The following is a 22,872-nucleotide window of genomic DNA, read 5'->3' as shown; positions in this document are numbered from 1 at the left end:
CATATTGGCTACTGCCGCGCCCCGCCCCAGGGGCCGTCGTCCCAGCGATCGGTGCGCTGCTGGGGCTGGGCGGGGGACGGTGACCAGGTCTCGGGCTGGTCGGGGTGCCAGGTGCCGGCCGAGCTGGCCGCGGTCATCTGCCAGTCGTCGTCGGTGCCGCCGAGGGGCTGCGGGCGACCGTACGTTTCGATCAGGCGGGTGACCACCAGACCGGCGGCGACCACCGCGGCCGCGATCGCGTAGAGGGCGATGTCGAAGTCACGCCGGTCGGCGTAGTCGAGGAACAGGGTGAGCGCGGCGGTCGCGAGCAGCGTGCCGAAGATGCCGCCGCGCCGGCCGTAGGCGCTGGTTCCGGCGAGCATGGCGGTCCCGATGGCGATGCCGGTCCACTCGAAGCCGGGCCCCGGCGTGACCGGCGTGTTGGGCTGGACGGTGGCCAGCAGGATGCCGGACACCACCGCGAACAGCGAGGAGAAGACCAGGGCGGCGACCACGGGTACGGTCACGCCCGCGCCGCGGCGACGGGCCGGGTCGCCGAGCGGGCGCATCTTGCCGAAGAACCGCCGGATCGGCGCCACCGTGCCGGTCGCCCCGCCCAGCACGGCCAGCAGCGCGAACCCGCCGAACAGGAAGAATGCCTGGTCGGAGGGGTCGAAGGTGCCTTGCACGTTGACCGGGGCGGTGCGGAGCTGGTTGTAGACGACCACGCCGAGCGCGGCAGCCAGCGTCGCCGCCCAGCCGGGCACGTGCAGGCTGATCACCAGGATGGCGACGACCAGGCCGGCGATCGCGGCAATGATCAGCGCGGGAACGGCCGCCCGGAGCAGGCCCTTGTCGCCGTTCTCGGCGTAGTGCAGGGAGGCGGCGACCGCGATCGGGCCGATGGCCAGGTTGGGTACGCCGGCCCGGAGCGTCAGCCCGGCCCCGAGGGCGAGCAGGCCGATCGCCGAGCCCCAGATGAGCAGCGTGTCCAGCGCGGGCCGGCGCAGCGCGTCGGGCTCGAGGCGGTACAGCAGGAAGCCGACCGCCGCCACGGTCAGCAGCAGGATGATCTCCCAGCCGATGTGGATGCCCAGCCGGTCGCGGCCCGAGTCTTCGCTCGGGACCAGCCGCAACGGCTGGCCCGAGCCGCCGTCCTGGTCCGGGTCGAGACCGTGGCGGCTCCGGAAGTCCTGCGCGGCGTAGCCCGTGCGATACGCCGCCGGATCACTGACCTGCTCGTCGTACGCCATCTTCCCTGCCTCCGCCCTGCCCCGAGGTCCGGTCCGGCCGACCGGGCGGGAGCGAGGACCTAGCCCAGGATACGGATGTACCACCACCAGGGTTCAAGACCAAGAGGCTGGTCAGATGTGGTCGCGACGATTGTCCGAGTCGTCGGGCTCGTCCCGGTCTGGCGGCTCGGGGACCCGGCAGGACCGCTCGAGCCAGAGGGCCGCCCCGACCAGCGCCAGCGCGGCGACCACGCCGCCCGCGGTGGCCGGCAGCGCGTCGTTGGAGAACTCGCGGGACATGTCCAGCGCGAAAAACAGCAGCAGGCCGGCGCAGTACCCGCCGTAGAGGGCGCCGGCCAGCGACGACGCCTTGGCCAGCACCGCGTAGCGGGCCACGGCCAGCGGCTCGACCGGGAGCGCGCCCCGCCGCCGCTGGACCCGGGCCGCCGTGTTCTGGGCCAGGATGCCCTCGGCGGCGGCCAGCGCGGCGATCACGATCACCGGCAGCCAGGGCGGGGCCGGCCACTCGTTGTAGAAGAAGCTGAGCAGCAGCCACCCGACCGCGGCGGCGACCAGGGCCGCCACCACGAGCACCGAGATGCTGGTGGGGCGGATCGAGGGGTCGGCGCGCGGACCACCGCTCGGGTTGTTGCTCACGGGTCCAACTGTAGTAACAGGTCGGGCCGGGGGCTCATCGCGGCGGCATCCGCGGCGAGCCCGGGCTGGTTGAGCAGGTCGGTCACCCAGCCATGACCGGCGAGCCGGGCGTACGGCTGGATGTCGAGCCACGGCTTAAGCACGAACGCGCGCAGGTGGGCGCGCGGATGAGGCAGCGTCAGCTCGGAATCGTCGCGGACCACCGGCGCGTCGTCGTCGCGGTAGACCTCGATCACGTCGACGTCCAGGGTGCGCGGGGCGAACCGCCGCTCCGGGTCGCGCACCCGCCCGGCGTCCTCCTCGCAGGTCCGGGCCAGCGCGAGCCACTCGTCCGGCCCGGCCTGAGGATCAACCACCATCACCACCGCGTTGAGGTACGGCGGCTGAGCCGTATCGCCCCAGGGTGGTGTCTCGTACACCCCGGAGACGAGCAGCACCCGGTCGCCGAGCAGGTCGACGGCCCGCCGCAGGTGCCCGAGGCGGTCGCCCAGGTTGCTGCCCAGCGACAGGATCGCCCGCGTCACGAGGCGGCTCCGGCTGACCGCTCCCGGCGCAGGACCACGGCCACGTCGGCGAACTCGTGCGGGATCGGCGCCTGTGGTTTGTGCACGGTGACCGTGGCCGCGCCGACCCGGCGATCGGCCAGGCACTCGGTGACCAGGCGGTCGGCCAGCGTCTCGATCAGGTCGACCGGTTCGCCCGCGACGATCCCGGCGAGGCGGCCGGCCAGCTCGCCGTAGTGCACCGTGCGGGTGACGTCGTCGCTGGCCGCGGCCGGGGCCAGGTCGAGCTCGAGCTCGGCGTCGATCACGAAGTCCTGGCCGTCGGCCCGCTCGAAGTCGTACACGCCGTGGCGGCCGCGGACCCGCAGACCCGTCAGCCGGATTCGATCGCTCACGGCGTACCCCCCGGATTTTGTGCCAACCTCGGAGCGCCCGACGCGCTCCACACCTTGATCGCGTCGTAGGTCGCGCGCACCTCGTGGACGCGCACCCCCCAGACGCCGGCGGCCACCGCCAGCACGCTCGTGGCCAGCGTCGCGGCGTCCCGGTCGGCGGCCGGGCGGGGCGTACCGTCCGGGTCGGCCAGCAGCCGGCCCAGATAGGACTTGCGGCTGGCCGCGAAGAGGATCGGGTGACCCATCCCGAGCAGCACGTCGAGCCGGCGGGTGAGGGCCCAGTTGTGCTCGGCGTTCTTGGCGAAACCCAGGCCCGGGTCGAGGATGATCCGCTCGGCCGCGACCCCGGCCGCCAGCGCGGCCTCGACCCGCTGGGTCAGCTCGGCCGCGACCTCCGCGACCACGTCGTCGTAGCGGGCCAGGGCGTTCATGTCCCGCGAGTGTCCACGCCAGTGCATCACCACGTACGGGCAGCCGGCCCGCGCCACCAGCGGGGCCATGTCCGGGTCGGCGAGTCCACCGGAGACATCGTTGACCAGGGCCGCGCCGGCCTCCAGGGCGGCCGCGGCGACCTCGGCCCGGGTGGTGTCGACACTGGTCGGGACGCCGGCCTCGGTGAGCGCGGCGATCACCGGAACGACCCGTTCGATCTCGGTACGGGCGTCGACGCGCTCGGCGCCCGGACGGGTGGATTCACCGCCGACGTCGACCAGATCCGCGCCTTCTGCTCTGAGGACGATGCCGTGGGCGACCGCGGCGTCACGGTCGGCGTACAACCCGCCGTCGCTGAAGCTGTCGGGGGTGACGTTGAGGACCCCCATCACGACCGGGTGACCCGGGTGCAGCAAACTGACGCCGCTCGGCACGGCTCCAAACTTATCCACAGTCGATCTTAGAACGTGTGTACAGTCGCGCAGGTTGCCTGGGCTTCATCCGTCCCGTCACTCAGGTTCAGTCACGCCTTTACCTTGGGTAACGAATCAGGCAGCTTGTAGGTAAGAGGGGCGGCCCGTACGCTTCGGACAGGCATCATTTGAAGGACCGAAGGAAGCAGATGGGCTAGCGCAGGACAGGTCGCCCTTACGGCTCACTGGACTCCGGTGCGCCAGAAGTAGCACCATATGGGGTTGCCGTCAGGCTTCACAACTGCAGTGATCGATCTTTCTCGTCGGTCACCCGGGAGGTTTAACCGATGATCGCCACCGACTTCGCCGCTCAGGCTGCGACGGTGCTTCAACACGGCGCTGTGCTCGCAGCCGACCAGGGCCAGATCAACACCAACGGCATCGTCTCGTTCTTCGCGAGCAACGTCGCGCCGATCCTTCTCGCCGTGCTCGGTGTCATCTTCATCGGCCGGGCCAGCCGGGGCGAGATCTCCAAGGTGCTGACCAGCTCGGCGATCGCCATCGTCGGCCTCGCGTTCATCGCCGGCGCGGCCACGCTGTTCTTCGTCGGCGACCGCCTGATCGATTTGATCTTCACCTGAGCCATGCGCCTACGCACGGATGACGACATCTACCGGGCGCGGCTCGTCTATCTCGGGCCGCCCGGCTACACGCTGCCGATGCACCTGCCGTACGCGCAGTATGGGATGTTCATCCTCCTGGTGCCGCTTTTCATGTTCTTGCACTATCTGATCTCGTTCGAGATCGACCCCTTCCCGGCCTGGGAGATCGCCCTCGCGATGGTCACGACGTCGTTCGTGTTCCGACACGTGGACCCCGACCGGCCCGCCCGGATGGTGATCCGGACCGCGCTCACCGACTGGCGGCGTACCCGCGAGCCGGCTGACGAACGGCGCGACCCCCGTCTCGTCGCTTCTCGCATCCGGGTTCGGGAGGAGTTGATATGAGCTTCCACAGTCCTGTCGCACGCCCGAGCGGGGCCACTTCATGACGACATCCCCTCCGCCGGGGCGTCCCCGAGGCGGTTCACCCCAGTCGGCCAGGCAAAGTAACGGTGTGCGTTCGGATGATTACGCTGCCGATGGTTCTGCTGAGTTCAACTCTCCCGACACCGAGTTGGTGACGAGCCCCGGGCATGGGGCGGTCGGGGTGTTCAAGGCGCCCCAGCCGATGCGCCCGCGGGCGAACGGCGGTCCGGGGCTGGACAGCTCGATGGACATCGACTCGCCGTTCCTCGATCTGTTCGGCGGTGCGCCCGCGTCGGCGCCGCCGGTTCCGCCGCCGCCCGACGAACCACCCAGCTCGCCGGGCGACGAGGACGACTTCGATTTCGGCTTCGAGTTCGAGGAGCGGACGCCCGCCGGGGCACTGTCCGCCCTGGACCCGTCGCCCGCTGATCCGGCGCCTTCGTCGGTCGATCCCGTTTCCGGTCCCTCTTCGGCTGATCCCGCCGTGGGCGATCCGGCTTCGGCGCCGACGGTTGAGCAGCCGGCCGCTCGGTTCGACGCGCCACCGCCGGTCCAGCCGCCCGTTGACCGGCCTTCGGGGCCCCCGGCGACGTTCGACCGGCCCTCGGCGCCCCCGGCGACCTTCGACCGACCTTCGGCGCCCTCGGCGACCTTTGACCAGCCTTCGGCGCAGGAGCAGCCTCCCGCCTACGACCAGCCTTCGGCCTATGACCAGCCGCCGGTCTTTGACCAGCCCACGGGGCCGGAGCAGCCGCCGGTCTACGACCGGCCTTCGGCCCAGGATCGGCCGCTGGATCAGCCGCCGCCGGTGCGGCCGCAGCGTCCGGCGCTGGTCGAGGACGACTTCGACACCGGGCTGGACGACTGGCCCGATGAGGTGCGTAACGCGCAGCCGGCCCGACCGGTCTCCCCGGCGCCGCCGCCGCGGCCGGTCTCCCCGGCGCCGGTCTCGACGCCGCCGCTGTGGCAGACCGTCGCCACACCCGATCGGACCCACCGGGCCAACGGCTCGCCGGCCGGGCACCCCGGGGTGACCCCGGTGCCCCGCTCGCCCGAGCGCGACCTCGAGCCGATCCGCACCGGGCGGGCGCTGGCCGAGCCCGAGCCGCGCGACCTGCCGGCCACCATGCCCGAGAAGGCGCCGGCCAAGAAGCGGAAGCGCAAGGAGCCCGAGAACCTTCCGGCCGTACGCAAGAAGGAAGTGAAGCCGGCCCCACTCAAGCCGAACCGGATCAAGTTCGGCGACCGGGACCCCGCGATCGAGCTGGCGATCAGCGAGATAGCCGGCCACCTCACCTTCACCCAGTCGACGGTGACCGCCTGGTACTGGCTGCCCGAGGTGCGCTGGGCGTTCCGGCCGGACGCGGAACGCGAGGCGCTGCTGTCCGCGATCTCCGAGCAGTACGCCGGCCTGGCCGGGTTCCGCCTCCACCTGCGCCGCACCACCAGGCCGTTCCCGGCCGACGAGTGGGCCCGTACGGTCGACTCGATGACCGCCCGGCCGCTGGCCGACGTAGCCGGCGCGACCTCGTGGTCCGACCACCTGGTCGCCGCCCAGCGGCACCTGCTCTCGGTCAACCACGCCGAGGGACAGACCTACCTGGGCGTGACGTTCGCGCGGCGGTCGCTCGGCGACACGTTCTCCGAGCGCATCCTGCGGATGTTCGGCAAGGGCACGTCCGACGGCGAGCGGCGCAAGCTGGGCCGCACGGTCGAGCAGTTCGACGAGGTGCTGAACGCGTTCGGCATGCGCGGGCGCCGGGTCAGCCCGCAGGAGCTCGAGTGGCTGCTGTTCCGCTCGGTCGCGCTGTGCATGGCCCCGCCCGGGCCGCTCTCCCCGGTGACCAGCGGGCAGTGGGACTCCGGCGACCTGCTGGCGCTGACCGAGCAGGTGGAGCGCTACCGGACGCCGTACGGGTCGACGGTCAAGCTGGTGAACCGGATGACCGGCGAGGAACGGCACGTCGCCGTCCTGTCCGTCGGGCGGATGGAGCCGCTGGAGATCCCCGAGAAGCACGAGCCGTGGCTGCACTTCCACGAGCGGCTGCCGTGGCCGATGGAGCTGTCCTCGCGGATCGACATCCTCGGGTCGGGCAGCTCGTTCAAGAACCTCGAGCACCGGCTGCGGATGATCCGGTCCCAGCAGCTCGACTACGCCGAGCACGGGATCGACGCCCCGCCGGAGCTGGAACGCCTGGCCAAGCGGGCGCTGGTGATCGGCGACGAGATGACGACCGGCCTTCCCGTCGAGTCGGCCCGGGCGCACGGCTGGCACCGGATCGCGGTCGGTGGGCGTACCCGGGAAGAATGTATGGAAAGGGCGCGCCGCCTCATCCAGCTCTACTCGCGGGAGCTGCGCATCTCCCTGCAGCACCCGAAGAACCAGGACCAGCTGGCGCGCGAGTTCATCCCCGGCGAGCCGATCGCCAACACCGGCTACGTGCGCCGGATGCCGGTGAAACTGCTGGCGGCGGCGCTACCCCAGGCCGCGTCCACGGTCGGCGACCGGCGGGGCGACCTGATCGGGCGTACCGCCGGCACCTGCCGCCGCCCGGTCTTCCTCGACCTGCACTTCCCGATGGAGGTGCGGGAGCGGTCCGGCCTGGGCGTCTTCGTGGCCGAGCCCGGCGGTGGCAAGTCGACGCTGATGGGTGCCCTGGGCTACCTGAACGCGCGGCGGGGTGTGCAGGTCACGCTGCTCGACCCGTCCGGCCCGCTCGCCCGGCTGTGCCAGATGCCGGAGCTCCGGCCGTACTCCCGCGTCCTGAATCTGACCGGCTCCGAGCAGGGGACGCTGGCGCCCTATGCGCTGATCCCGACGCCGGTACGCAGCGAGTTCGCGGCCGGGCCCGGTGGTGACCGCGAGTACGAGATCGGCGTCTCCAACGCGCGGGCCGAGCGCCGCATGCTGGTGCAGGACATCTGCTCGATGCTGGTGCCGCCGCAGGTCGCCAAGGAGGCGTCGACGGCGACGTTGCTGCGGCACGCGGTCCGCCTGGTGCCGGCCGAGGAGACGTCCACGCTGGACGACGTCGTGCGTACCCTGCAAGGCCTCGACGACGACGGCAAGGAGCTGGCCAACCTGCTCCTGGACACCGCCGAGATGCCCCTGGCCCTGCTGTTCTTCGGCTCGCCGCCGAAACACCTGCTCGGCGCCGACTCCACCCTCACCGTGATCACCATGGCCGGGCTGCGGCTGCCCGACCTGAAGATCGAGCGGGAGTACTGGTCGGCCGAGGAGAGCCTGGCCCTGCCGATGCTGCACACCGCCCACCGCCTGGCCGTCCGCCGGTCGTACGGCGGCTCGATGTCGGCCCGCAAGATGGTCGGCCTGGACGAGGCCCACTTCATGGAGGGCTGGCGTTCCGGCCGCTCGTTCCTGGTCCGCCTGGCCCGGGACTCCCGCAAGTGGAACCTGGCGGCGCTGGTCGCCTCCCAGAACCCGCGCGACATCCTCGGCCTGGACGTGCAGAACCTGGTGTCCACGGTGTTCGTCGGCCGCATCGCCGAGGACCAGGAGATCGCCAGCGAGGCGCTACGCCTGCTGCGGGTGCCGGTGAACGACGGCTACGAGGCCACGCTGGCTTCGTTGTCCCAGGTGGACACCTCGTCGTCGTCGCGTCTCGGTTTCCGCGAGTTCGTCATGCGAGACGTGGACGGCCGGGTCCAGAAGGTCCGGGTCGACGTCTCGTACGTCGACGGCCTCCTCGACCACCTGGACACGACGCCGGCGGCCCAGGCGCCCCCGGTGACCACCATTCCGAGCATGTCCGACCTGGAGGGTTGAGATGATGCGGCGGGCGCTGGCTACGGTGCTGACTTTGCTGGTCGCAGCGGTGGCGTCCATCGCATGGGCGGTGGCGGCCCCAGTCCCGGCGACCGCGGCCCCGGTCCTGGAGCGCGCCCCGGCGGGCGCTTGCAGCCTCGAAGAGTGGCAGAAGGACATGAAGGGCTGCGTCAAGCGGCTCGCCGAAGTTGGCGAAGGGCGGGCGCAATGTCTCAACGCTCCTCAACCGAGCACTCCTGACTCTGGCCTGGCCGGCTGGTTCGCGGAGCGACCGAAGTCCGGCGGCTTTCCAGGCTTATACAGCGACTACGGCTACGCGGGATACAGCTACACGACTTACGACCTGGACAACGGGTGCGCGTCTTCCCTTATCGATCCGGAGTACAAGTTCGAGACCACCGTTGCCAACGGCGAGTTCATGATCGCGACGGCTGTAATCGGCGCCTCGAACGCGCTCCGGGAACGGGCATGGGATCCCGAGGCTCTGTGGGGCTGGGCGGATCCGCTGGTGCAGGAAGCGACCCGGGCCGTCTACGAAAAGGTCTTCAGCGTCTTCGGAGTCGTCACCTTGGCGATCGTCGGGCTGTACCTGATCTGGCGATCCAGGCAAGCAGAAATGGGTGCCGCCACAACTACGGCTGGTTGGGCTCTTCTCGTGATGGTCATCGTCACCGCCATTGCGTCGTGGCCGGTCCAGTCCGCCCGGCTCGCCGACCAAACGCTGGTCTCAACTCTCAGCGTTGTCCACGACGCGGTCGGTCCACGCCCAGCGAACGAGAACACCAACACGCGCTGCAAGCTCAGCGGTACCTCGTGCAAAGACAACCGCCCGCCCGCGGTCCGGGCAAGCGATACCGCTACGGAAACTATGCTCTACCGCAACTGGCTGCGCGGCTTGCTCGGCTCGGCAGACAACGCTACCGCCAAGAAGTATGGTCCGGCGCTGTACGACGCTCGTTCGTTGACCTGGGACGAAGCCAAACGCATCCGCGACAACCCAAACACACGTGACGCGGTTCTGAACGGCAAGAAGGACCAGTGGAAAAGGGTCGCTGAGCAGGTAAGCCGAGAGGACCAAGAGGCTTACGGGTACCTCAAAGGCATCAACGGCATGGACCGTGTCGGGGCTGGATTCATAGCGATGCTTGCTTCCCTGATGTTCGCGTTGTTCGACCTGACCGCGTCGCTGCTAGTGCTGCTCGGCTTCCTGATCTTCCGGTGGGCCGTGATCGCGGCTCCCATTCTCGGCACGATCGGGCTGCTTCGCCCAGCCAGTGCGGGAATCAAGCGGCTGGGCAATGCCGTCGTCGCCGCGGTCTTCAACATCGCAATCTTCGGCACCGGGTCGGCGATCTATCTGTTCGCCGTCGACCTGATCATGAACACCGCGAGCCTTGCAGGTTGGCTGCAAGTTGTCCTGGTCTTCCTTTGCGGTGTGGTCGGATGGGTATTGCTTCGACCCTATACGCGCATCACCCAGCTCGGCGGCAAGAACTCGACGCAGCAGCTTTCCCGGCTTTTCGAAGGCGTCTTTTTCCGGCGTGGCCGCGACTACGTCGTTAATGACGACGAGGGAAGGTCGAAGACTATCTCGGTCGATCCTGTTGGCGGGCCGACGGCCATCCAGCGGCCCGAGTCGCGGAACGAGGACCCTTCGCAGACCCAGCCGGGCCGGAAGCTCCCGCAGGTGGGCCGTCGCGATCAAAGGCCAGAAACGGCCGTACCCACGCCGCGTCGTGACGGTGCGGAAACCAAGGTCGAGGACGTTCCGGCCAAGCGTGAGCCGACCGGACCGCCAACTGGAGCACCCGCTCAGCCGCGCCGGACGCCCACCTGGTCCGAACCTGACGTCGCCGAACGCCCTGCCTCCTACGCCATTTACCGTCCGGAGACGGGCAGCACGACGCGGGAGCCTTCCGAGCCGCGAGTGCGCACCGAGGCGAAGTGACATTCGATGGCGCGCTTGTTCGAACGAGGACTCACCGGACTATTCCGGTCACGATGGGGCGTAGCGATCGTGATCGCGATCATCGTGCTGGCGGTGGTCGGGATCGGCCGCATTTTCTCCGACGGCTCAAATAGGACGCGCCCATCCGTCGGTGCTGGTTCGCCGGAGCCAGCGTTGAGCGCGAAGCCCGAGGACGAGGACAGCGTCATCTCGCCGGAACCGCCCCCGCAGCCCAGCACGAGCCCCGGTACCGCGCAGCCGGCGGCAGTCGCGTACGCCTTTGCCGGAGCGTGGGTCGACCATCGCAACGTTTCCGCGAAGAAATGGCGTGACCGCCTGGTACCGAATGCCACCAAGGAATTATCGGACGATCTAACCGGCACCGATCCGGCCGATGTACCGGCCGACCGGGTGAACGGCCAGCCGAAACTGGTACCGGTTGGAGAGAACCTGCTCGACGCCGTCATCGAGACGGACTCCGGAAAACTCACTCTGCGTCTGGTCGCGCCAGAAGGAAGATGGCTGGTGAGCGCCATCGACTGGGACGGGCCGTGAGGATTCCACGGCCGTCTCGTCTTGGCCTGCTGATCGCCCTGGTCGCGACGCTGGTCCTGCTGTGTTGCGGCGGCAGCGTCAGCGCCATCCTGCTCGGCGGTTTAGGCAGCGAGGAAAATACCAATGCGTTCTCCACGCTTGGATGCGGTCAGGGCGGTCCCATCGATGAGAACAGCGAACTGCCGTCAATCTCCGACTACGGTCCGGAGCAGATCCGTAATGCTGCGATCATCATCAACGTCGGAGCAGACCTCAAACTACCCCCGCGTGCCTGGGTGATCGCCGTCGCCACGGCCATGCAAGAGTCAACGCTTCACAATTATGGCAACCTGGGCGCGGCGAACGACCACGACTCCCTCGGGCTCTTCCAGCAGCGGCCAAGCGCTGGGTGGGGTACACCGGCGCAGGTCCAAGATCCGGTTTACGCGAGCCGAAAGTTTTACGAGAAGCTCCAGACCGTCAAAAATTGGGACAAGATGTCGCTTACCAAGGCGGCGCAAAAGGTTCAACGGAGCGCTTACCCGAATGCCTATGCCAAGCATGAGGCGATCGCCGCCATTATCGTCAACCAACTCGCTCACGGAGCGGCCAATGCGGTTGGCAATTCGTTGGCCATGGCCTGCGCTGCGGGCGGACAGGTCGCGGCCTCCGGCTACACGATCCCACTAAAGGCGGTGGTGGGCTCCGGTTTCCGTACCCCGCAGCGCCCCACCCATCAAGGCGTCGATCTGATCATCGGACGCTACACACCGATCGCCGCCGTATCGAGCGGCGTGGTGTCGGTGGTCAAATGCAACGAGGACCACCGCGGACGGCGAACCTGCGACGTCGACGGCTACCCGGGCAAGGGAGGGTGCGGATGGATGGTGGAGATCGTGCACGCCAACAAAGTGATGACACGCTACTGCCATATGGTGCAGCGGCCATTCGTAACGGTCGGACAGGAAGTGACCGCCGGCGACATCATCGGACGGGTGGGCACGAGCGGCAACTCCTCCGGGCCGCACCTCCACTTCGAAGTGCACCTGAACAATGACCGGACGAGCAATGGTGCGATCGACCCTGTTCGCTTCATGCGGGAGCAGGGCGCGCCCCTCGGAGGCGACGAGTGAGCAGTGGCGGCGCGATGCCTGATCCCTTCGGCGGTCAAGCCGGCGGTTGGGAGCATGAGGGCCCTCGACCTCTCGTGCCTACGCCGGCCATCATGGCTGGGGCGTTGCGCGGCCGCCGTGTGCTCATTGGCTTGCCAGGCATGGGGTGGCGTACTGATATGCGCGCGGATGAGAAAGTCGTCCAGGGCAGCCGAACCTATGTGCCGGTCATGTCCGAATCAGAGTGGTATCGCGCCGAAGCCGAACAGACCGAGGTTTTCGCACCGATGGTTCCAGTCGAGCGGGTCTGGGCAGAAGAATATGGTCTTGCTGGAACGACGAACTTGGACGGGGACATGACCTCGCGCCTTGTCTCATTGGACGGGCCGCCACGTCGCAATCCGGTGGCTGCACTCGACGCCGATGTCATCACAGGACGCCGTGTGATCCAGATTCTCGATGGTGGCGGCGAGCGACGTGACCTCCGAGGTGTCACCGAGATCCACACAAACGGTGGTGGCGACATCTGTGTACGCGTCACCACCGAATTAGAGTGGTATCGGTGGAGTTGGAGCGGCCGCGCTCCGAGCACTCTCGAGGTCCCGGTCATCCAACTTTGGGTGGAGTGAGATTCAGGCAAGCTGAGAGGCCTTGCAGACGCGCCAACCATCTTGGTCGACCATCGTGAACGACCAACGTTGAGTATCCCGTTCGCTGTTGTCGGTGAGAGTGCGGATCACATCGGTCGACACGGTCGTCTGCCCGTTGACGGCGGTGACCTCCAGGCTCGTCCACGACACCCGAACGCCGACCGTGTATTGCTTTTCAGTCGACTCGATCTGGCCTCGAAACGCTTCGATCTGCGTGAAGTCTCCGCCAGAGGAGCAGGTGAACAGAGACGTCTCCCCCGGATCGCGATTGACCAGGTAGGCCCGCAGGTATGAGTCGACGACCGCGTCGGGCTCTGTGCGCTTGATCTTGGTTGCGTCGTCGTAGAGGGAGACGAAGACGCCTACGCCGCCTAGGCAGAGCAACGCCACGATGCCTGCTGCCATGGCCAGGAAGAGGCGCATGCGGCGGTTTCGGGAAGGTGTGGCGGGTGCGGGGGGCGGCACGCCGGGGGGTGGGGGTGGTGGGGCGCCCTGGGGAGGCGCGGCTGGGGGTGGCTGCGCCGGGGGGGTGGGGGGCTCCGGTGGGTGCACGGTGTCGACTTTAGTGCGTGTGGGGATTGATCGACCTGCGCCACGGAAGGCGCTTGGGCTACGGAACGCGAAGCGGCGGCGTGGCTGGGATACGGTTTGAGCGCACACAGGGAGGTGAGGCGGTGGCGGAATCGAGTTCCCGGATCGATCAGGCCGCTGCCCTGCACCGGCAGGCCGAGGCCACCGTCGCTGCGGCGGCCGCCGCGCTTGACGCGCAAGGGCCGGCCGCGGCCGATCCGCGTGAGCAGCATGCGCTGGCGGAAGAGTTGCGGGTCGCGGCGCAGGCGCTCGCCCCGGGGTGGCTGGGTGCGCCGCTGGAGGCTCGGTCGGCCAATACGCCGCTGGGTGGTGCTGGGCTGCCTCAGTTCGTGCGGGTGGGTGTGGCGCAGCCACTCGACGATGCCACGTTCCCGGCGATTGTTCCGCTGCTGGGGACCGGCAACCTGACCATCGACCAGGATGCGCGCGATGCCCGGGTCGGCGGCATGCTGCGGAGCGTCGTGCTGCGGCTGCTGGCCGCGGCGCCGGCCGGGTCGTTGCTGGTGCGGGCGGTTGACTGCGCGGGTGGGGGAACGGTGTTCGCGCCGTTCGAGCCGCTGACCGACGCCGGCGTGATGGAACCGGTGGCGACCGACCAGGCGGGGCTGCGGGACACCCTGAACGAAGTGCAGAAGTGGCTTCGTACCCGTCGGGGTGAAGGGTCTCGGCGCAGCCGCCGCGACAAGGTGATGTTGCTGGTCATCGCCAGCCTGCCGCCGACCGCGTGGGGCGAGTTGAGCCAGATCGCGCTGCTGGCCCAGCAGGGGCCCGAGGCGGGACTGCACCTGATCGTCGCGGGCTGGCCACCGCCGCCGGAGAACACCGGCGACAGTCAGCAGGGGATGCTGCCTCACTCGACCGCGATCGCGTTGCTCAACCCGGATGTACGCATCGGCAACACCCCGGCCGGCGCGTTCACCGCCGGGGTCGACGGGTTCTTCGACGTGCCGGTGTTCCTCGACGACGACCCACCGCCCCACCTGATTGACGCCGTCTGCCAGGAACTGGCCGCGAGTTCGGCGCAGGCCGCCCAGGTGACGCTGGCCGATCTGCTGCCGGAACCGGGCGAGGAGATCTGGGCGGGGGACGCCGCCGACGGGCTGAGCACCCCGGTCGGGCAGGCCGGCGACAACCCGGTGATGCTCCAGTTCAACGACCTGACGCCACACTGGATGGTCGGCGGCCGGTCCGGCGCCGGCAAGACGGCCTTCCTGATCAACGTGCTGTACGGGTTGTGCGCCCGGTTCAGCCCGGCCGAGCTCGCCCTCTACCTGCTCGACTTCAAGGAAGGCGTCTCGTTCGCCGAGTTCGTGCCGACCCAGCGCGACCGCACCTGGCTGCCGCACGCGCGGGCGGTCGGTGTCGAGTCCGACCGGGAGTACGGACTGGCCGTCCTGCGTGAACTGGACGCCGAGATGACCCGCCGGTCGGTGGCGTACAAGCGGGCCGGTGTGACGAAGTTCGCCGATCTGCGCGCGGTGGCCGCCGAGGAGGGCCGGGGCAAGTCGCTGCCCCGGGTGCTCTGCGTCATCGACGAGTTCCAGGTGCTGCTGTCCGGCAACGATCCGATCGCCTCCGAGGCGGTCGGCCTGCTTGAGTCGCTGGCGCGCAAGGGCCGGTCGTACGGCATCCATCTGGTCCTGGCCAGCCAGACCGTGCTCGGCGTGGAGGCGCTCTACACCAAGCGTGACTCGATCTTCGGCCAGTTCCCGGTGCGGGTCGCCCTGCCGGGCGGCGGCGACGTGCTGGAGCCGACCAACGACTCGGCGGCCGGCCTGGCCCTGGGCACCGCGGTGATGAACACGGCCGGTGGCCTGGGTGGCCCGCGTGGCGCCACCCGCGCCCACGAACGCATCGTGCGCTTCCCCGACCCGCACGCCGACAAAGAGGCGCTCAGCGACCTGCGGCACAAGCTGTGGGGCGCCCGTGACCCCGAGTCGCCGGCGCCGCGGATCTTCGCCGGGTACGCCCAGCAGCACCTGGCCGACGACCCCACCTACCGCGCGGCGCTGGCCGGGCGCGCGGGCCGCCCGGCGGCGCTGGTCGGCCGGTCCATCGACGTGCAGCTGTCGACGGCGTCGTTCCCGCTGGACGCGTCCCCGGGGCGGCACCTGGCAATCTTCGGGTCGCGGCCGGACGGCGCCGAGGTGTTGCAGGCCGCCGCCTTGAGCGTGGCGGCCTTCCACGCGCCGCGTACCGCCCGCTTTGTCATCTCGTCCCTGGTCGCCGAAGGCGATGAGCTGGCCAAGGACCTGGCGGTGGAGATCGGCCACCGGCAAGAGGTGGTGGCGGTCGGCGCGTCCGGCCTGGCCGCCCAGCTCACCCTGGAGCAGCCGGGCTATCTGGTGGTGTTCGGGATGGACGCGGCCAGCCCGGGGACGCTGCCGTCGCTGCGTCAGGTGTTGCGTGAGGGACCGAGCCGCGGCGTGCACCTGCTGTCGTGGTGGCGGGGCACCCGGCGGTTCACCGAGGAGACGGGCGGCAGCATGGGCCGGGAAGACGTGGCCGGCCTGCTGTTCCTGAACTGCACGCAGCAGGACGTCACGCTGATGCTGGGACGGACGGTCGACTGGCACCCGCGGGCGAACCGGGCGCTGCTCTACGACCGGCAGACCGACCGGTCCGATGTCGTGGTGCCGTTCGTGCTGCCGGAGGCGGACGGATGACCGAGCCGACGACCCACGAGATACCGACCCAGAAGACGCCCGCCCATGGGCCGTGGGCAGACTATCTGGCCGCGGCGCAACGCTTGGACGCGGTGCGGCGCGAGGCGAGCGTCACCGCGGGTGAGCAGGCGGCGGCTCTGCAGGCCGCGAGGCAGGAGCTTTCGGGGGTACGCGCGCGGCTCGCACCGCAGCGCGCCCGGTTGGCGCAGGAGTTCGGCGTACCCGATCAGGATCTGGTGCCGCAGGCCGGTGACCAGGTGCTCGCGATGGCCGGTGGGCCGGTCGCCGTGCTGGCGGCGTTGCGGCAGGCCCGGGGTACGGCGGATGCGGCCGACGCGGCGATGCTGAACTCGCCGGCCAAGCGGATCTCGTCGCTGCGGCCGTGGGCGCGGAACCTGCTGGTCTACGGCCCGTTCGCCGCCGCCGTGCTGATCGTGCAGATCGTGCTCTACCTGGTGGCGCCGGCCGGCTCGGTGCCCACCTACGCGCTGCTGTGCGGGCTGAGCATGCCGCTGCTGGCGTTCGGGATGGGCTGGGTGACGATCGGGTTCGTCTATGGCGGCGGCCCGGAGAAGGTGGACCGGACCCCGCTGGTCGGCGTGGTCGCGTGCCTGACGCCGGTGCTGCTGACCTGCATGGCCGTCGGCCTGCTGCAGTTCGTGAACTAGGGGCGGCTCGGTGGCCAGTGTCGAAGAGGTCAAGGCGAACGTGGCCGCGTCGGTCGACGGCGCGGAGCGGGCGGTCACCGGCATCCAGCATGTGACGCAGCAGCTCGATGACGCGCTGACGCTGCTCCGGATGACGGCGATCGGGTCGTTCCACCCGTCCGTGGCGTCGGCCATTGCCCAGCTCGAGCAGGCCCGGATGCGGCTGGACGAGGCGGCGACGCTGGCCCGCGGTGCGATCGACTCCGGCAACACCTACCGGATGATCGTGTAGGCCGTGTTTCATAACCCGGCCTAACCGACAGCAGTCAGGTCGACCTCGATGAGCTGGCCGCGGTAGCCGAGGGCGGCGACGCCGAGCAGGGTGCTGGCCGTGGTGAAGGCCGGCGCCAGTGGCGAGGCCATCAGCCGGCGCCAGACCGCCCCGAGGTCGTCGCTGTCGGTGCTGACCACGTAGACGACGGATCGCACCACGTCGGCGGCGCTGACCTCGGCGGCCGCGAGGACGGCCAGGCAGTTGGAGATGACCTGGTCGGTCTGGGTAAGGAAGTCGTCGCCGACCACCTTGTCGTCGATGTCGAGGGGACACTGACCGGCAAAGTGGATCATGCGGCCGGCGTCGGAGACGGTGATGTGCGAGTAGCCGTCCGGCTGGTGCAGACCTGGTGGGTTGGATCGATGTAGCAAGGTCACCTCGCGTTTATCAGAGCCATCGCTTCGGCGCGGACCTTGCCGTCGCGCTGGAACGCGCCGCGGACCGCCGAGGTGACCGTACGGGCGCCGACCTTGCGGATGCCACGCATTTCCATGCACAGGTGCCGGCACTCCAGCACCACGATGACGCCGCGCGCCGCCAGCTGCTTCATCAGCAGATCGGCGATCTCCGAGGTGAGGCGTTCCTGCACCTGCGGGCGGCGGGCGAACACCTCGACCAGGCGGGCCAGCTTGGACAGGCCGGTGATACGGCCGTCGGCGCCGGGGATGTAGCCGATGTGCGCGCTGCCGATGAAGGGCAGCAGGTGGTGCTCGCACACGCTCTGGACCTCGATGTCGCGGACCAGCACGAGTTCCTCGTGGTTGGCCTCGAACGTCGTGGTGACCACCAGGGAGGGGTCGACCCGCAGGCCGGCGAAGAGTTCCGCGTAGGCCCGCGCGACCCGGGACGGGGTGCGTTGGAGGCCGTCACGGTCCGGGTCCTCACCGATCGCGATGAGGATCTCCCGGACCGCGTTCTCGATCCGCGGCAGGTCGACGGCGTCCTCGACGGGAGACCCGTTGAGCTTGCCGTCGACCAGTCGCGCCGCGAGATAGTCGAGCTCGCCGATCAGTGGCCGCCTTCCGAGCCATTGCTGGTGTTGCCGGAAGGGCCGGGACCGACCGCTGCCTGGCCGTCCGCCTCGGCCTGAGCCTTCAGCGCGGACTGCTCGGACGGGGTGAGGACCGGCGGCGCCGAGGACGGCAGGCGCTTGCCGAAGCCGTTGAACGGAGCCATCGGAGGACGCTTCTGCACCCGGGCGCAGATGCGGTTCATGTCGTCCTGGGTGATGGTTTCCTTCTCCATCAGCTCGAGCACCATATCGTCGAGGACATCCCGGTATTCCACCAGGATCTCCCACGCCTCGTCGTGCGCGAGCTCGATGAGCGCCCGGACCTCGCCGTCGATGTCGGCGGCGACCGAGTCGGAGTAGTCCTTCTCGTGGCCCATGTTGCGACCCATGAAGGGCTCGTCACCGCTGGTGCCGTACTTGACCGCGCCCAGCTTGGAGCTCATGCCGTACTGCGTGACCATGGCCCGGGCCAGCCCGGAGGCCTTCTCGATGTCGTTGCCGGCACCGGTGGTGGGCTCGTGGAAGACGAGTTCTTCGGCGGCCCGGCCACCCAGGGCGTAGGCCAAGGTGTCGATCATCTCGGCCCGGGTCTGGGTGTACTTGTCCTCGGTCGGCAGCACCAGCGTGTGGCCCAGGGAGCGGCCGCGCGGCAGGATCGTCACCTTGTGCACCGGGGCGGAGTGTGGCAGCGCGTACGCCACCAGCGCGTGCCCGCCCTCGTGGTAGGCGGTGATCTTCTTTTCCTTGTCGCTCATCGCCCGGGTCTTGCGCTCGGGGCCGGCGATGACGCGGTCGATCGACTCCTCGAGGAAGTAGTTGCTGATCGCCCGCTTCTCGTTACGCGCCGTGAGCAGCGCCGCCTCGTTGATCACGTTGGCCAGGTCGGCGCCGGAGAACCCGGGCGTCCGGCGGGCCACCGCGTCGAGGTCGACGTCGGGGGTGAACGGCTTGCCCTTAGCGTGCACCCGGAGGATCGCCTTGCGGCCCTCCATGTCCGGGTTGTCCACCGGGATCTGCCGGTCGAAGCGGCCCGGGCGCAGCAGCGCCGGGTCGAGGATGTCGGGCCGGTTGGTCGCCGCGATCAGGATCACGCCGCCCTTGGTGTCGAAGCCGTCCATCTCGACCAGCAGCTGGTTGAGCGTCTGCTCGCGCTCGTCGTGACCGCCACCCATGCCGGCGCCGCGATGGCGGCCGACGGCGTCGATCTCGTCGACGAAGACGATCGCCGGCGCGTTGGCCTTGGCCTGCTCGAACAGGTCACGGACCCGGCTGGCGCCGACACCGACGAACATCTCGACGAAGTCGGAGCCGGAGATCGAGTAGAACGGCACCCCGGCCTCGCCGGCGACCGCGCGGGCCAGCAGCGTCTTACCGGTTCCGGGCGAGCCGAACAGCAGCACACCCTTGGGGATCTTGGCGCCGAGAGCCTGGTATTTGGCCGGGTTCTGCAGGAAGTCCTTGATCTCGTAGAGCTCCTGGACCGCCTCATCGGCACCGGCCACGTCGGCGAACGTGGTCTTCGGAGTGTCCTTGGTGATCATCTTCGCCTTGGACTTGCCGAAGTTGAGCACCCGGGACCCGCCGCCCTGCATCTGCGACATGAACAGCAGCAGCAGGATCACCAGGATCGCGATCGGTAGGAGGTTGACCAGCAGACTGAGCAGGATGCTGTCGCCCGAGACGGTGACGTTGAAGTTCTCCTGGACGCGCCCGGCGGCCTTGGCCTGCTGGACGGCGGACAGGATCTGGTTGCTCGCCTCGTAGGGATACTGCGTCTCGATCAGCTTGGTCTCTTTGCCGGCGAATCGCTCGTCGGAGACCAGATCGATCTGCAGTGTCTGCTCTTTGTCCTTGATCAGGACCTTTTTTATGCCCGGCTGGTTCAGCCGCTCGAGGGCGACCGACGTGTCAACTCGCTGGTAGCTCGGACCACTGGTGAAGATTGAGCTCAGCGCAATCGCACCGATGATCACCAGACTGATCCAGACCACCGGGCGGCGGAAGAAACGCGTACGTTCCATACTGTCTGTCGGGCGATTAGCGCGCCCGGACCCTCCTGATCGGCGTCCTGGTCACCTGACTTGCTCCGGCGAGCGTGGGGCTACGCCATTGGTCACTCGACGGTACACCGTGGGTGCCGGTCGCGACTCCGTGAGCCCACCCGCCCGACACCGACCGTTTACCCCCTAGGACGCTGAAAACCGGGCGAATCGCCGCATTCCTGAGAAGACGCTGAGGAACCCGTTCAGCTACGGGCGTACACGTCCGGCTTCAGCACCCCGATGTACGGCAGTTCGCGGTACCGCTCGGCGAAGTCGAGCCCGTACCCGACGACGAACTCGTTCGGGATGTCGAAGCCGATGTACTTCACCGGGATGCTGACCTTGACCGCGTCGGGCTTACGCACCAGGGCGACCACCTCGACGCTGGCCGGCGAGCGGCTCTGCAGGTATTTCATCAGCCAGGACAGGGTGAGGCCGGAGTCGACGATGTCTTCGACGATCACCACGTGTCGGCCGGCGATGTCGCGGTCGAGGTCCTTGAGGATGCGCACCACGCCCGACGAGGTGGTTCCGGAGCCGTAGGACGACACCGCCATGAACTCCATCTCGACGGACGGACCCGTCCGCCCCAGCGACCGGGCGAAGTCGGCCATGAACATGACCGCGCCCTTGAGCACGCAGACGAGCAGGAGCCCGCCGTCGGCGCCGGCGTAGTCGGCCGAGACCTGCTTGGCCAGTTCCTCGGTCTTCTCCCGGATCTGCTCCTCAGAGAGGATCACGTGGTCGATGTCGGCGTCGTACCAGGAGCCGTCTGCCATGCGCCTAGCCTGCCTGATGAAGGTTGCGAGCGGCGGCCGGGGTCACTGCTCGGACCAGCGCAAATCCGGCTAAACCCGAGGCGGTCGTGACACGGGGTGTCGACCGTCACAGGTCGACCCGCCTCAGGCGTCCCTCCCGCCGGGCCACCAGCACCCCGCCCGGTAACGCGGCCGGACCCTGGCCGTGCCAGTCGGTGACGAAGGCGTCGAGCGCGGCGACGTGCCGGTGGGACAGCGCGCTGCCGGAGACGCCCAGCCGCCGGGCCCACTGGTGGAGCACCCGGGTGCGGATCGCGTCGGGCAGGACGGACAGGTCGGTCACCTCGAGCTCGTCGTGGACCTCGGCCGCGGCCAGCGCGTCCAGGGCGGCGTTGTCGGCGGCGAGCTGGCCGGCCGTACGCGCCAGGTTGTCGACCACGGCCGGGCCCAGGGCGGCGACCAGCGCGGGGAGCAGATCGGCGCGGACGCGCGCGCGGGCGTACGCGGAATCCTGGTTGTGGGGGTCGTCCCAGATCTCGAGCCCGAGCGCCGCGCAGGCCTTCCGCGTGTCGGAGCGGGCCACCCCGAGGAACGGGCGCAGCAACCGCCCACGCCGAGCCGGCATCCCGGACATCCCGCGCGGGCCGGCCCCCCGGGCCAGCGCCAGCAGCACCGTCTCGGCCTGGTCATCGCGGGTGTGGCCGAGAAGGATCGCCGCGCCGCCGTGCTCCTCGGCCGCCGCCTCCAGCGCCGCATATCGCGCATTTCGGGCGGCAGCTTCGGGCCCGCCGGGGCCGGTGACGCAGACTTCCATCGACAAAACGGGCGAAAATCCCGAGGCCCACGCCACGACTGCGGCCGCGCGCGCTGCCGACCCGGCCTGGAGTCCGTGATCAACAGTCACCAGCCCGGCCCGCAAACCCAGCCGCGGCGCGACGAAAGAACAAGCCGCGGCCAGCGCCATCGAATCTGCCCCGCCCGAGCAGGCCACCAGCACCAGCGACTCGGCCGGAAACCCGGCCAGCGCCGCCCGGACCGCCCGGCGGGTGGCCGCGACCGGCGCCGGAAGGTACGCCACCTATCCCGCCGAGACGCCGCCGTGCACCCGGGCCACCCAGGCATCCGGGTCGCCCAGTTCGTCGAGCCGCGGCAGAGTCAGCGGCGACTCGAAGATCTTGTTGAAGCCGGCCATGCCGACCCGCTCGACCGCGCCGTGCACGAACTTGCGGCCCTCGGCGTACTGCCGCATCTTGACCTCGATGCCCAGCACCCGGCGGATCGCCTTCTCCAGCGGGTTGCCGGTCTCGCGGCGCCGGTTGAACTTGGCCCGGATCGACTCCACGCTCGGGATGACCTCGGGGCCGACGCCATCCATGACGAACTCGGCGTGCCCCTCGAGCAACGTCATCAGCGCGGTCAGCCGGTCGAGCACCGCCTTCTGGGCCGGCGTCTGCACGATGTCGAGCACCGAGGACCGGCTGTCGGGGTCGCGCAGGGCGTCGGACAGCGTGGCCACGCCGCGCCGCAGCCGCTCCAGGATGTGTTCGCCGCCGCTCTGTGAGGCGTCGACGAAGGCCTGCACCTCGCCCAGGAAGTAGCCGCGCATCCACGGGACCGCGGTGAACTGGGTGCGGTGGGTCACCTCGTGCAGGCAGACCCAGAGCCGGAAGTCGCGCGGGTCGGCATCGAGCTTGCGCTCGACCTCGACGATGTTCGGCGCGTTCAGTAGGAGCTGGCCGGGCTCGCCGGAGAACACCTCGTACTGCCCGAGGACCCGGCCGGAGAGATAGGCCAGCACCGTGCCGGCCTGCACACCGGTGACCCGGGAGCCGATCGCGTCGGCCACCCCGCCCGGTTGCCGGTCGCCGGAGAGCCGGGTGACCAGCGGGCTGATCACCTGTCGCAGGCCCGCGATGTTCACCGCCGCCCAGTCCTTGCGGTCGACCACCTGGACCGGCGGAACCTCGACCTGCGAGGTCAGCCCCGTGTAGTCGGCCACGTGACCGGCCGCCTCGTCGGTCAGCTCACGCAGCTGGGTCACCACCTGCATGGCTTCCTCATAGGAGACCGCGGGGCCGGATTTGGACAACGCCCCCGCGGTCGCGGCGGCCAGATCCCAGTCAACGAACTGCGCCATGAATCGACAGTACTC

Annotated in this window: 22 protein-coding genes; 10 read left to right on the top strand and 12 right to left on the bottom strand. The window is 69.4% G+C overall.

The window, feature by feature from the left end; all coding sequences use genetic code 11:
* Window positions 1-8: 8 nt before the first annotated feature.
* The 5 genes from AB0O15_RS02830 to folP form a co-directional block, all read right to left on the bottom strand.
* Window positions 9-1,232, bottom strand: a complete 1,224-nt coding sequence (locus AB0O15_RS02830; RefSeq protein WP_364313148.1) for an ABC transporter permease — start codon at window positions 1,230-1,232, stop codon at window positions 9-11.
* A gap of 111 nt (window positions 1,233-1,343) precedes the next feature.
* The gene (locus AB0O15_RS02825; RefSeq protein ID WP_364313145.1) at window positions 1,344-1,868 is read right to left on the bottom strand and encodes a DUF3180 domain-containing protein; all 525 of its coding nucleotides are present in this window, start codon (window positions 1,866-1,868) and stop codon (window positions 1,344-1,346) included.
* Complete coding sequence (gene folK, locus AB0O15_RS02820; RefSeq protein ID WP_364313142.1) at window positions 1,865-2,392, bottom strand: 2-amino-4-hydroxy-6-hydroxymethyldihydropteridine diphosphokinase; 528 nt, start codon at window positions 2,390-2,392, stop codon at window positions 1,865-1,867. Before folK ends, AB0O15_RS02825 begins: the two co-directional genes overlap by 4 nt.
* Window positions 2,389-2,766, bottom strand: a complete 378-nt coding sequence (folB, locus tag AB0O15_RS02815) for a dihydroneopterin aldolase (RefSeq protein WP_364313139.1) — start codon at window positions 2,764-2,766, stop codon at window positions 2,389-2,391. Before folB ends, folK begins: the two co-directional genes overlap by 4 nt.
* Complete coding sequence (folP, locus tag AB0O15_RS02810) at window positions 2,763-3,587, bottom strand: dihydropteroate synthase (RefSeq protein ID WP_364316986.1); 825 nt, start codon at window positions 3,585-3,587, stop codon at window positions 2,763-2,765. The genes folB and folP overlap by 4 nt, the downstream gene beginning before the upstream one ends.
* A gap of 371 nt (window positions 3,588-3,958) precedes the next feature.
* Here folP and AB0O15_RS02805 point away from each other — a divergent pair, with 371 nt between their 5' ends.
* The 7 genes from AB0O15_RS02805 (at window position 3,959) to AB0O15_RS02775 (ending at window position 12,649) form a co-directional block, all read left to right on the top strand.
* Window positions 3,959-4,252 carry a hypothetical protein gene (locus AB0O15_RS02805; RefSeq protein WP_364313136.1) on the top strand — a complete coding sequence of 98 codons (294 nt, stop codon included), beginning with the start codon at window positions 3,959-3,961 and terminating at the stop codon, window positions 4,250-4,252.
* A 3-nt stretch (window positions 4,253-4,255) separates the two neighbouring features.
* Entirely contained in the window at window positions 4,256-4,618 is a 363-nt protein-coding gene (locus AB0O15_RS02800) for a hypothetical protein (protein ID WP_364313133.1), read from the top strand.
* A gap of 40 nt (window positions 4,619-4,658) precedes the next feature.
* Window positions 4,659-8,426 (top strand): ATP-binding protein, encoded by a 3,768-nt coding sequence (locus AB0O15_RS02795; protein ID WP_364313131.1) that lies wholly within the window; start codon window positions 4,659-4,661, stop codon window positions 8,424-8,426.
* A gap of 4 nt (window positions 8,427-8,430) precedes the next feature.
* Window positions 8,431-10,374, top strand: a complete 1,944-nt coding sequence (locus AB0O15_RS02790) for an MFS transporter (RefSeq protein WP_364313129.1) — start codon at window positions 8,431-8,433, stop codon at window positions 10,372-10,374.
* A 69-nt stretch (window positions 10,375-10,443) separates the two neighbouring features.
* A complete protein-coding gene (locus AB0O15_RS02785; RefSeq protein WP_364313126.1) occupies window positions 10,444-10,929 on the top strand; it encodes a hypothetical protein in 486 nt (161 codons plus the stop codon).
* Window positions 10,926-12,041: a M23 family metallopeptidase gene (locus tag AB0O15_RS02780; RefSeq protein ID WP_364313123.1), complete on the top strand. Its 1,116-nt coding sequence runs from the start codon at window positions 10,926-10,928 to the stop codon at window positions 12,039-12,041. The genes AB0O15_RS02785 and AB0O15_RS02780 overlap by 4 nt, the downstream gene beginning before the upstream one ends.
* Before the next feature lie 92 nt (window positions 12,042-12,133).
* Window positions 12,134-12,649 (top strand): hypothetical protein, encoded by a 516-nt coding sequence (locus tag AB0O15_RS02775; RefSeq protein ID WP_364313120.1) that lies wholly within the window; start codon window positions 12,134-12,136, stop codon window positions 12,647-12,649.
* Between the two features lie 3 nt (window positions 12,650-12,652).
* Here the strand turns inward: AB0O15_RS02775 and AB0O15_RS02770 are convergent, their stop codons facing one another.
* Complete coding sequence (locus AB0O15_RS02770) at window positions 12,653-13,093, bottom strand: hypothetical protein (RefSeq protein WP_364313117.1); 441 nt, start codon at window positions 13,091-13,093, stop codon at window positions 12,653-12,655.
* A gap of 614 nt (window positions 13,094-13,707) precedes the next feature.
* On the opposite strand from AB0O15_RS02770, the gene AB0O15_RS02765 reads away from it, so the two are divergent.
* From AB0O15_RS02765 to AB0O15_RS02755, 3 genes are read left to right on the top strand one after another with little or no spacing between them, the layout of a single operon-like run.
* Window positions 13,708-15,927, top strand: a complete 2,220-nt coding sequence (locus AB0O15_RS02765; RefSeq protein ID WP_364316984.1) for an FtsK/SpoIIIE domain-containing protein — start codon at window positions 13,708-13,710, stop codon at window positions 15,925-15,927.
* Window positions 15,924-16,595 (top strand): hypothetical protein, encoded by a 672-nt coding sequence (locus tag AB0O15_RS02760; protein WP_364313115.1) that lies wholly within the window; start codon window positions 15,924-15,926, stop codon window positions 16,593-16,595. The genes AB0O15_RS02765 and AB0O15_RS02760 overlap by 4 nt, the downstream gene beginning before the upstream one ends.
* A gap of 10 nt (window positions 16,596-16,605) precedes the next feature.
* The gene (locus tag AB0O15_RS02755; RefSeq protein ID WP_364313112.1) at window positions 16,606-16,866 is read left to right on the top strand and encodes a hypothetical protein; all 261 of its coding nucleotides are present in this window, start codon (window positions 16,606-16,608) and stop codon (window positions 16,864-16,866) included.
* A gap of 20 nt (window positions 16,867-16,886) precedes the next feature.
* Here the strand turns inward: AB0O15_RS02755 and AB0O15_RS02750 are convergent, their stop codons facing one another.
* The 6 genes from AB0O15_RS02750 to AB0O15_RS02725 all read right to left on the bottom strand — a co-directional run bounded on the left by AB0O15_RS02750 (window position 16,887) and on the right by AB0O15_RS02725 (window position 22,857).
* The gene (locus tag AB0O15_RS02750; protein ID WP_364313110.1) at window positions 16,887-17,285 is read right to left on the bottom strand and encodes a RidA family protein; all 399 of its coding nucleotides are present in this window, start codon (window positions 17,283-17,285) and stop codon (window positions 16,887-16,889) included.
* On the bottom strand, window positions 17,282-17,917 hold the full coding sequence (gene folE / locus AB0O15_RS02745; protein WP_364316981.1) for a GTP cyclohydrolase I FolE: 636 nt from the start codon (window positions 17,915-17,917) through the stop codon (window positions 17,282-17,284). Before folE ends, AB0O15_RS02750 begins: the two co-directional genes overlap by 4 nt.
* Window positions 17,917-19,941, bottom strand: a complete 2,025-nt coding sequence (ftsH, locus tag AB0O15_RS02740) for an ATP-dependent zinc metalloprotease FtsH (RefSeq protein ID WP_364313107.1) — start codon at window positions 19,939-19,941, stop codon at window positions 17,917-17,919. The genes folE and ftsH overlap by 1 nt, the downstream gene beginning before the upstream one ends.
* A gap of 224 nt (window positions 19,942-20,165) precedes the next feature.
* Window positions 20,166-20,741 (bottom strand): hypoxanthine phosphoribosyltransferase, encoded by a 576-nt coding sequence (gene hpt / locus AB0O15_RS02735; RefSeq protein ID WP_364313105.1) that lies wholly within the window; start codon window positions 20,739-20,741, stop codon window positions 20,166-20,168.
* 106 nt (window positions 20,742-20,847) lie between these two features.
* Window positions 20,848-21,798, bottom strand: coding sequence for a tRNA lysidine(34) synthetase TilS (tilS, locus tag AB0O15_RS02730; protein ID WP_364313102.1), 951 nt, complete (start codon window positions 21,796-21,798; stop codon window positions 20,848-20,850).
* Window positions 21,799-22,857: a zinc-dependent metalloprotease gene (locus AB0O15_RS02725; protein ID WP_364313099.1), complete on the bottom strand. Its 1,059-nt coding sequence runs from the start codon at window positions 22,855-22,857 to the stop codon at window positions 21,799-21,801. It lies immediately after the preceding gene.
* Between the last annotated feature and the right edge of the window lie 15 nt (window positions 22,858-22,872).

Origin of the sequence: Actinoplanes sp. NPDC089786 (assembly GCF_040684855.1) — a bacterium.
Classification (GTDB): domain Bacteria; phylum Actinomycetota; class Actinomycetes; order Mycobacteriales; family Micromonosporaceae; genus Actinoplanes.
This window is presented reverse-complemented; position numbering and strand designations above follow the sequence as displayed.